We start from the raw sequence: 9,177 nt of genomic DNA on the forward strand, positions 1-9,177 counted from the left end.
ACCGCCCGGCCCTGCGCGCCGAGATGGCCGCCGCGCTGACCGGCACGCCGTTCCGCGCGGATGCGTTCGACGCCTTCATCGACGACGTCCAGCGTGCGCGGCAGGCGCCGCCGCTGCGGCTCGACGATCTCGCCGGCACCCCGCTGGAGGCGACCCTGGCCGGTCTGCTGCTGGTCGGGGACGGGCGCGCGACCGCCCTGGTCTCGCTCAGCGGGCTGGCCGATCCCAACGTCGTCGCCCAGGTCGCGCGGGCCAACGGTGCGCAGTTGCTGGACCTCAAGCGGACCTCGGAGTCGCTGGTCGCCGAGTACCGCGCGCGGGTGCTGTGGGCGCTGGCGCTGGCCGTGCTGCTGCTTGCCGGCGGCGTCTACGCGATGCTGCGCGATCTGCGCCGCACCATCTGCGTGCTGGCGCCGATGCTGGTCGCCACCGCGCTGGTGCTGGCGGTGCTGCGCGGGCTGGGGGTCGAGCTGAACCTGTTCCACCTGGTCGCGCTGATGCTGGCGGCCGGGCTCGGGCTGGACTATGCGCTGTTCTTCGACCACGCCGGCGCCGATGCCGCCGAGCAACGACGGACCCTGCACGCGGTGATCGTGTGCGCGGTATCGACCCTGCTGGTGTTCGCCCTGCTCGCGCTTTCGCAGATACCGGTGTTGCGCGCGATCGGCGTCACCGTGGCGCTGGGGGTGCTGTTCAACGTGCTGCTGGCGCTGTTGATCGCACGTCGGCCGGCGGTGGCGGCATGAGCGCCGACGCGCCGTTGCTCGACCGCGCCGGCATCCTCGGCCTGGTCCCGCATCAGGGTGCGATGTGCCTGTGGGACGCGGTGCTGGCCTGGGATGCGGAGCGGATCCGCGTGCGCGCCGACAGCCACCGCGATCCGGCGCATCCGTTGCGCCGGCATGGCCGCCTGGGCGCGGTGCACCTGTGCGAGTACGGCGCGCAGGCGATGGCGGTGCATGGCGGTCTGCTCGCCACCGACGCGCCGCCGCGCGCGGGGCTGCTGGTCGCGCTGCGTGGGGTGGCGCTGTCGCTGGCCCGCATCGACGACCTTGCGGGGCCGCTGATCGGCGAGGCCGAGCGCCTGGCCGACAGCGCCGCCGGCCAGTTGTACGGATTCCGCATCCTCCACGACGACCGCACGATCGCGCAGGGCCGCGCGATGGTCGCGCTGGGCGGTGCCGTCGACTGACCGCGGCGGCCCGAAGCACGAAACACGAAACATGTAAGCTGCCCGGGCTCCGCTCAATCGATATAGGGACATGCGCATGACCGAGCCGCACAGCCATCTGGAAATCGCCCTGGCCTCGATCCGGGTCTTCACCGACGACGGCCGCATGGACCTGGGCGAGCTGGAACGGCTGCTGGAGCTGGCCTTGCGCGACCGGGTCGTCGACGAGGACGAGAAGCGGGTGCTGGCCAACATCTTCGCCCGCGCCGAGAAGGACGGTGTCGAGGCCGACGTCGCCGCGCGCATCGCCGAGGTCCGCCGTCGCCACGCCCTCCCGGCCTGAGCCGCGCCGTGTGGCGCTCCCGAGACCTCAGGCACCCCGTGGCGGGGGTGGATGCGCTGCGTCAACGACATCACATGTAATGAAGATGTTTTCTACATGTGATGTCTTGACAATGTCACATGTGATGGGTACTGTCGGTCCCATGGAACGCAAGACCTCTGCCTACTACCAGCGTCGTCACCGCGAACGCCTGCGCGACATGGGGCTGGTGAAGAAAGAGCTTTGGATCCTGCCGGAGTTCGCCGATGAACTGGCGGCAGTCGAGCGACGCATGCGCCAGCCTCGCGGCTCGGTGCCTACCCAGAAGGAGATCGGTATGAACGAGCCCAAGGTCTGGACCGCGGCCGCGCTGCACGAAGCGCTGTCGGCGACGGATGTCTTCCGCAGCGGAGCGGTGTCGGTGGAGCTGCTGGACGGCGCCACCCCCAGTCTGCACCTGGTGATGCACGACTACGGCGACCTGCCGGTGTTCCTCGCCGTGGAAGGCGAGCAGATCATCGTCGAAGCGCTGCTGTGGCCGGTCGCCCAGGTCAAGGACCCGGCGGCCTTCAACGAGGAAGTGCTGCGCACCCACAAGCTGTTCCCGCTGTCGACCATCGGCATCGAGGTCGTCGACGGCGACCCGGTCTACATCATGTTCGGCGCGCTGGACGCCCACTCCAGCCTGTCCAACGTGGTGTTCGAGATCGACACCCTGGCCGACAACGTGATCAAGGTCACCGAGGCCTTCGAGCCGCGCCTGCGCGACGCCGCCTGAGCGGCGCCCGACCGATTAACGGAGAGACGTCATGAACATCTGGAGCAAGCTGTTGACCGCCCTGCGCGGCGGCGCGAACGAGGTGGGTGAGTCGATCATCGACGGCCAGGCGCTGCGCATCCTGGACCAGGAAATCCGCGACTCCGACGCCGAGCTGCGCCGGTCCAAGGAAGCGCTGGCCGAGATCATGGCCAAGCACAAGCTGGCCGAGGCCCGGCTGGCCAAGTCCAACGAGAAGGCGGCCGAGTACGAGGCCTACGCGATCAAGGCGCTGGAGTCCGGCGACGAGGCGCTGGCGCGCGAGGTGGCCGGCAAGATCGCGGTGCTGGAAGGCAGCCGCGATGCCGAGCAGGCCCAGGTCGAGCAGTTCGCCGCCAGCATCGCCGACCTGCGTCGCGCGGTCGCCCAGGCCGAGACCAATATCCGCCGGCTGAAGCAGCAGGTCGACACGGTCAAGGCGACCGAGAGCGTGCAGCGTGCGCAGGCGACGGTCGCGCATCGCTACAGCGGTTCGCAGAGCAAGTTGCAGACCGCGATCGACTCGCTGGAGCGGATCAAGGTCAAGCAGGCCGAGCGCGGCGCGCGGATGGAAGCGGCCGCCGAGTTGGCCAAGGACGACGGCCAGGACGCGGTCGACGTCAAGCTCAAGGAGGCCGGCATCATCGCCGATGCCGCCAGTGCCGAGTCGGTGCTGGAGCGGCTGAAGCAGAAGCAGGCGGGTTGAGATCGGACTGTCTGAGAGCGGCGGGCAAGGACCGGCCGGTCGAGCAAGACTGGTTGAGCAAGACCTGTTGAACGGACGGTCGGGTCGGGCCAGGCCCGACCCGACGACCAGCAAGCGGCGGCAGGGAGGCTGCGCACAAGACCGGGCACGGAGGCCCGGCGACCTGCCGGTGGAGTGACCGGCGGGACAGGATCGGCCAGCGGCAGCCGCCGCGCCAGCGTCAGGGGAGATCGCCAGTGGAGACATTCCTGCAGATCGTTTTCTCGTACCCGACCGCGGTCTATACCGTGCTGCTCGGCGTACTGGTCGCGTACTGGTTGATCGCGATGCTGGGGATGATCGACTTCGAGATCATCGACGGCTGGTTCGAGAGCGATGTCGAGATCGGCGAAGCGGTCGATGCGGTCGACGGCAACGCGATGGCCGGCATCATGGCCAGGCTGGGGCTGGGCGGACTGCCGCTGATGATCGTACTGACCGTGCTGGTGTTGACCGCCTGGATGTTCAGTTACTACAGCGACTACCTGCTGCTGCGGCACTTGCCCGGCGGCGTGCTGCGGCTGTTGACCGGCACCGCTTCGATGGTGGCCAGCTTCGTTGTCGCGATGCCGGTGGCCGGCCTGTTGCTGCGCCCGGTGCGCAAGCTCTACGCCAAACTCCGCCCGGAACCGCCACGCTCGCTGCTGGGCATGGTCGGGGTGGTGCGCAGCCCGCTGGTCGACGCCCGCCAGGGCATCGCCGGGGTCGAGGACGGCGGCGCCGGCCTGGTGCTGCAGGTGCGGACCGAGGCCGCGGATGGCTTCAAGCGCGGCGACCGGGTGGTGCTGATCGAGCACATCGAGGATGACAACGTCTATCGGGTGATAGGCGAGGACGAATTCAGGGGGCTGTGACCTGCGTGTCGCCGCCCATCGAGTGGAAACCCGTACTTAGGGAGATGCGGTAATGGTGCTTGAACAAATTCTGCCGGTGCTGATCGGAATCGGCGTCGTGGTGGGCATCCTGCTTGGGGTGTTCGGGCTGATCAAGGCCTTCTACGTGAAGGTGCCGCAGGGCACCGCGCTGATCGTCAACGACCTGTCGTCGACGCCGAAGGTGCATTTCACCGGCGCGATGGTCCTGCCGGTGGTCTACAAGCAGGAGTTCATGAAGATCTCCCTGATCACGCTGGAAGTCGACCGGCGTGGCAAGGACGGGCTGATCTGCCAGGACAACATGCGCGCGGACATCACCGTCGCCTTCTACCTGCGCGTCAACGAGACCCAGCAGGACGTGCTGAAGGTGGCCAAGGCGATCGGCGTCGATCGCGCCTCCGATCGCGGCGCGGTCAACGAGCTGTTCAACGCCAAGTTCTCCGAGGCGCTGAAGACGGTCGGCAAGCAGATCGAGTTCGTCAAGCTGTTCGAGAACCGCCAGGAATTCCGCGACCGCATCATCGAGGTGATCGGCAACGACCTCAACGGCTACGTGCTCGAGGACGTCGCGATCGACTACCTGGAGCAGACCCCGAAGGGTTCGCTGGATCCGACCAACATCCTCGACGCCGAGGGCATCCGCAAGATCACCGAGCTGACCGCGGCGCAGAACGTGATCACCAACGAGCTCTCGCGCAACGAAGAGCTGGCGATCACCAAGAAGAACGTCGAGACCCGCGAGGCGATGCTGGCGCTGGAGCGGCAGCAGGCCGACGCCGAGGCGCGCCAGAAGCGCGAGATCGAGACGATCAAGGCGCGCGAGGAAGCCGAGACGCTGAAGGTGCAGGAAGAGGAGCGCCTGAAGGCCGAGCAGGCCCGCATCACGGTGCAGGAGCAGCTCGACATCCGCGAGGAGAACCGCCTGCGCGAGGTCGAGGTGGCGCAGCAGAACCGCCAGCGCGCGGTGGTGATCGAGGTCGAGAAAGTCACCCGCGCCAAGGATCTGGAGATCGTCTCGCGCGAGCGTGAGGTCGAGCTGCAGAAGATCGAGAAGGAAAAGGCGCTGGAAGAGCAGCGCAAGGAAATCGCCAACGTCATCCGCGAGCGCGTCGCGGTCGAGAAGACCGTCGCCCAGGAGGAAGAGCGGATCAAGGAAGTGCGCGAGGTCTCCGAGGCCGACCGCCATAAGCAGGTCACTATCCTCGAAGCGCAGGCGCGCGCCGAGCAGGACCTGGTGCGCCAGGTCAAGCAGGCCGAGGCCGAGGAAACCGCGGCGCGCCACAAGGCGGTCGAGGTCACGGTGATGGCGCAGGCCGAGCTGGAAGCGGCGGCCAAGCAGTCCGAGGCCAAGAAGAAGATGGCCGAGGGCATCGAGGCCGAGCGCGCGGCGCCGGGCCTGGCCGATGCGCGGGTCCGCGAGGTGTCGGCGGCGGCGATGGAGAAGGAAGGCCTGGCCGAGGCCAAGGTCATCGCCGAGAAGCTCACCGCCGAGGCGCGTGGCGGCCAGGAGAAGGGTCTGTCCGAAGCCAAGGTGCTGGAAGAGAAGCTGTCGGCGCAGGCGCGCGGCGAGCAGTCGCTGGGCGAGGCCAAGGCCAAGGCGACCCGCGACGTGGGCCTGTCCGAGGCGGAAGTGCTGCTCACCAAGCTCAAGTCCGAGGCCGAGGGCCTGGAGGACAAGTTCGCTTCGCTGGACGCGCTGTCGGAGAACGCGCGTGCCCACGAGGAGTTCCGCATGCAGCTGGAGAAGAACTTCGATCAGGCGATCGCCAGCATCGAGGCCAACAAGGACATCGCCCGCGAGCAGGCCGAAGTGCTGGGCACCGCCCTGGGCAAGGCCAACATCGACATCGTCGGCGGCGAGGGCGAGTTCTTCAATTCCTTCGCCAAGGCGCTGTCGGTCGGCAAGGCGATCGAGGGCGTGGCCGGCAAGAGCCCGATCGTGCAGGAGTTGCTGGAGAAGCTGGCCTCGATCAAGACCGGCCGGACCAACTCGGGCGATCGCACGGACGGATCCGCGCTGGATTCGTGATCGCGACGGCCGGCCGGCGCGCGACGCCCGGTCGGCCGCTCTTGCGCGGCGCTGCCGGCCCCGGGCGTACTGTGCCCCGTTCCGGCGCGCGCGTTGAACACGCACGTTGAGCACGCACGATGAACACGCGTGACGAGACAGGCCCCCCGCGGGGCCGGAGTGGAGACGGATGGCGGAACAGGACGCTCAGGCGGAAGTGACCACGGCCCAGGCGGCCGCGGGCTCGGCGGTGGACAAGGCGGTGGCCGAAGGCGGCGCCTACGAGGTGTTGCAGCGGCGCCTCGCCGATCAGGGACAGCGCCTGGGCGCGCTGGCCGAGGCGCTCAACGCGAATCGGCTGGAAACCTTCGGCAGCAGCCGGATGGAAGTCGTCGGCCGCTTGCGGGTGCGCACCGAGAACAACTGCGTCGCCCGCGACCTGGTCCAGGTCGGCGACCGTCTGCTGTTCGGCTACAACGTATTCCTCGGTCTGAAGAAGGAAACCCGCGTCGAGGACGTGTTCTCGCTGTACCAGCTGGTGCAGGCGGGCGACGGCTACGACGTGACCCCGGTCGCGGCGGCCGACAGCTTCCTGGGCGCCGACAGCTTCGTGCAGGACTTCCGCGAGCTGTACGCCTACTACAAGGACACCCGGCTGGTGCAGCTGGCGGTGCGCGACGGCAAGCTGCTGGCGGCGTTCCAGATCGGCGAGCGGCTGGACGACCTGCGGGTGTTCCGCTGGGCGCTGGCGGACGAGGGCCGCGAGGTCCGCTACATGGACAACCGCGGCGAGCGCGACATCGCGCTGCCGGCGCCGTACGACTTCGAATGGACCGAAGCGACCCGCGAAATGGCGGTCAACGGCCGCCATCCGCATCTGAACATCCTCGACACCGTGTTCGTCGAGACCCTCGGCGGCGACCTGACCGTCAAGGTCGAGAACAACACCGAGGACGGCGAGGGCATCTATCGCGAACCGGTCGAGGACAAGACCCAATCGCTGGACGACGCCAAGGTGTCGTTCGCGCGCCTGGGCAGCCTGATCCTGCTGAAGGTGCTGCCGTATCGCGAGCGCGACTGGCGCTACCTGGTCTACAACACCCTGAGCCGGCAGGTGCGACGCATCGACGAGATCGGCCAGGCCTGCATCCAGCTGCCGGAAGATCACGGCATCGTCTTCCCCGGCGGCTACTACCTGCAGAACGGCGAGTACAAGGCGTTCGAGCAGTCGATGGACGGCATGCGCTTCAGCCGTTCGGTGCGCTCGCCCAATGGCGAGGACGTGCTGTACGTGTTCTACGAGCCGCAGGCCGGGCGCACCGCGCTGTTCACCTACAACATGATCGAGCGGCGCCTGCAGACGCCGATGTTCGGTCATGGCATGGCGCGTCTGCCCGACGGCCGCATGGTGCTGTTCTCCTCCGAGAGCGACGACCCGACCCGGGTGCATCCGATGCAGGTCTGGCAGACCCCGTTCACCAGCGACGAGTTCGCCGCGCGGCAGCCGGCCGACAACAGCTTCCTGGGCCGGATCGGCAATGCCGAGCTGGTCCGCGGCATCTCCAACGTCTACGGTCTGGTCCGCGCGATCGCCTCGACCGAGGTGTCGCTGCAGCGTTACCAGCAGTTGGTGCACGAAGCGCGCCGGCTGTTCGACCTGCACCACTGGATCGCCGATCCGCAGGCCGGCGGCGTCGCCGCGCAGTTGCGCGAGGTCATCGCCACCGGCGAATCGGTGCTGGACGAGTACGAGAAGGTCGAGGGCATCCGCCGCCAGTCGGCGGCGGCGATGGCCGAGGCCGAGGCGCAGCAGAAGGCGCTGATCGCCGGCCTGCGACCGGAGGACTGGGACGGCGTGCAGCCGTTCGTGGAGGCGCTGGGCGCGCTGTCGCGCCAGCGCGGACACCTGCTGACCCTGCGCGAGCAACGCTACATCGACGTCGAACGCATCGACGCGATGGAAGCGCAGGTGCTGGAAGCGCAGGCGAGCCTCGGCGAGGCGACCGGCGTGTTCCTGGCCGGCGAACAGGCATTGCAGCCGTTCAGCGAACGCCTGCAGCAGTTCGATGCGCAGGCCCAGGCGGCCGAGAGCGTCAGCGCCCTCGACGCGCCGCTGGAGGCGATGCAGGCGATGTCCGCCGACCTCGACATGCTGTCGGAACTGATGGCGACGCTGAAGGTCGACGACGCGACCCGGCGGACCCGCATCGTCGAGTCGATCTCGGCCTTGTACGCGCGCCTGAACCAGGCCAAGGCCCGCGCCGGCCAGCGCCGTCGCCAGCTGGGATCGGCCGAGTCGGTCGCCCAGTTCGGTGCGCAGTTCAGTCTGTTCGGGCAGAGCATCGCCAGCGCGCTGGCGATGGCGCAGGACCCGGAGAAGTGCGACGAGCAGCTGTCGCGGCTGATGGTGCAGCTGGAGGAACTGGAGAGCCAGTTCGGCGAACACGAGCAGTTCCTGTCCGACATTCTCGCCAAGCGCGAGGAGCTGCTGGAAACCTTCGAGACCCACAAGCAGGCGCTGCTCGACGACCGCCAGCGCAAGGCGCAGAGCGTGGCCGATGCCGCGACCCGGATCCTGGACGGTCTGCCGCGGCGCACCGAGCGCCTGCAGTCGGCGGACGAGCTCAACGCGTTCTTCGCCGGCGACCCGCTGATCCTGAAGCTGCGCGAGCTGATCGAACGCCTGCGCGGGCTGCGCGACAACGTCCGCGCCGACGATGTCGAGGCGCGGCTGAAGGGCGCCCGCGACCAGGCCGTGCGCGGCCAGCGCGACCGCAGCGAGCTGTTCGAGGCCGGCGGCGACGTGATCCGGCTCGGCCCGCGGCACCGCTTCAGCGTCAACACCCAGCCGCTGGATCTGACCATCATGCCGCGCGGCGAGGGCCTGGCCCTGCACCTGACCGGCACCGACTTCTTCGAGCCGCTGCACGACGAGACCCTGGACGCCTCGCGCGACTACTGGCAGGTGTCGCTGGACTCGGAATCGCCGCAGCTGTATCGCGGCGAGTACCTGGCCGGGCTGATCGTCGACGCCGCGCGCGACAAGACCGACGGACTGGACGCCGATCGGCTGGCGCAGGCGCTGGCGCAGCCGGAGGCGATGGCGCGGCTGGTGCGCGAGTTCGCCGCCCCGCGTTATCGCGAGGGTTACGAGAAGGGCATCCACGATCACGATGCCGCGCTGATCCTGCAGGCCCTGCTGCCGTTGCAGGCCGGTGCCGGCAGCCTGGTGCATGCGCCGCAGGCGCGCGCGCTGGCGT

7 protein-coding genes and 1 pseudogene are annotated in these 9,177 nt (G+C 68.6%); all 8 read left to right on the plus strand.

Features of this window, described 5'->3' with window-relative positions; genetic code table 11:
• A pseudogene (locus tag FKV24_RS19225) lies at positions 1-746 on the plus strand (MMPL family transporter); the annotation flags it as partial.
• Entirely contained in the window at positions 743-1,192 is a 450-nt protein-coding gene (locus FKV24_RS07205) for an ApeP family dehydratase (protein ID WP_170288240.1), read from the plus strand. The pseudogene FKV24_RS19225 and the gene FKV24_RS07205, both read left to right, overlap by 4 nt.
• Positions 1,193-1,268: 76 nt before the next feature.
• Complete coding sequence (locus tag FKV24_RS07210; protein WP_141481899.1) at positions 1,269-1,514, plus strand: hypothetical protein; 246 nt, start codon at positions 1,269-1,271, stop codon at positions 1,512-1,514.
• Positions 1,515-1,656: 142 nt separating this feature from the next.
• Complete coding sequence (gene bacA, locus FKV24_RS07215; RefSeq protein ID WP_111265203.1) at positions 1,657-2,271, plus strand: biofilm formation regulator BacA; 615 nt, start codon at positions 1,657-1,659, stop codon at positions 2,269-2,271.
• A gap of 31 nt (positions 2,272-2,302) precedes the next feature.
• On the plus strand, positions 2,303-2,995 hold the full coding sequence (locus tag FKV24_RS07220) for a PspA/IM30 family protein (RefSeq protein WP_111265204.1): 693 nt from the start codon (positions 2,303-2,305) through the stop codon (positions 2,993-2,995).
• Between the two features lie 236 nt (positions 2,996-3,231).
• On the plus strand, positions 3,232-3,888 hold the full coding sequence (locus FKV24_RS07225; RefSeq protein WP_141481900.1) for an OB-fold-containig protein: 657 nt from the start codon (positions 3,232-3,234) through the stop codon (positions 3,886-3,888).
• A 52-nt stretch (positions 3,889-3,940) separates the two neighbouring features.
• Positions 3,941-5,938 carry a flotillin family protein gene (locus FKV24_RS07230; protein WP_141481901.1) on the plus strand — a complete coding sequence of 666 codons (1,998 nt, stop codon included), beginning with the start codon at positions 3,941-3,943 and terminating at the stop codon, positions 5,936-5,938.
• Between the two features lie 169 nt (positions 5,939-6,107).
• The coding region (locus FKV24_RS07235; RefSeq protein ID WP_211371814.1) for a DNA repair ATPase at positions 6,108-9,177 on the plus strand (3,070 nt) is incomplete at its 3' end.

Origin of the sequence: Marilutibacter maris, assembly GCF_006546735.2 — a bacterium.
In the GTDB taxonomy this organism is placed as follows: Bacteria; Pseudomonadota; Gammaproteobacteria; order Xanthomonadales; family Xanthomonadaceae; genus Marilutibacter; species Marilutibacter maris.

What these genes read in the sequence shown, in the direction of transcription:
- FKV24_RS07205 (WP_170288240.1), top strand. Translation starts at nt 743, where the DNA reads ATGAGCGCCGACGCGCCGTTGCTCGACCGCGCCGGCATCCTCGGCCTG.
- FKV24_RS07210 (WP_141481899.1), top strand. Translation starts at nt 1,269, where the DNA reads ATGACCGAGCCGCACAGCCATCTGGAAATCGCCCTGGCCTCGATCCGG.
- bacA (WP_111265203.1), top strand. Translation starts at nt 1,657, where the DNA reads ATGGAACGCAAGACCTCTGCCTACTACCAGCGTCGTCACCGCGAACGC.
- FKV24_RS07220 (WP_111265204.1), top strand. Translation starts at nt 2,303, where the DNA reads ATGAACATCTGGAGCAAGCTGTTGACCGCCCTGCGCGGCGGCGCGAAC.
- FKV24_RS07230 (WP_141481901.1), top strand. Translation starts at nt 3,941, where the DNA reads ATGGTGCTTGAACAAATTCTGCCGGTGCTGATCGGAATCGGCGTCGTG.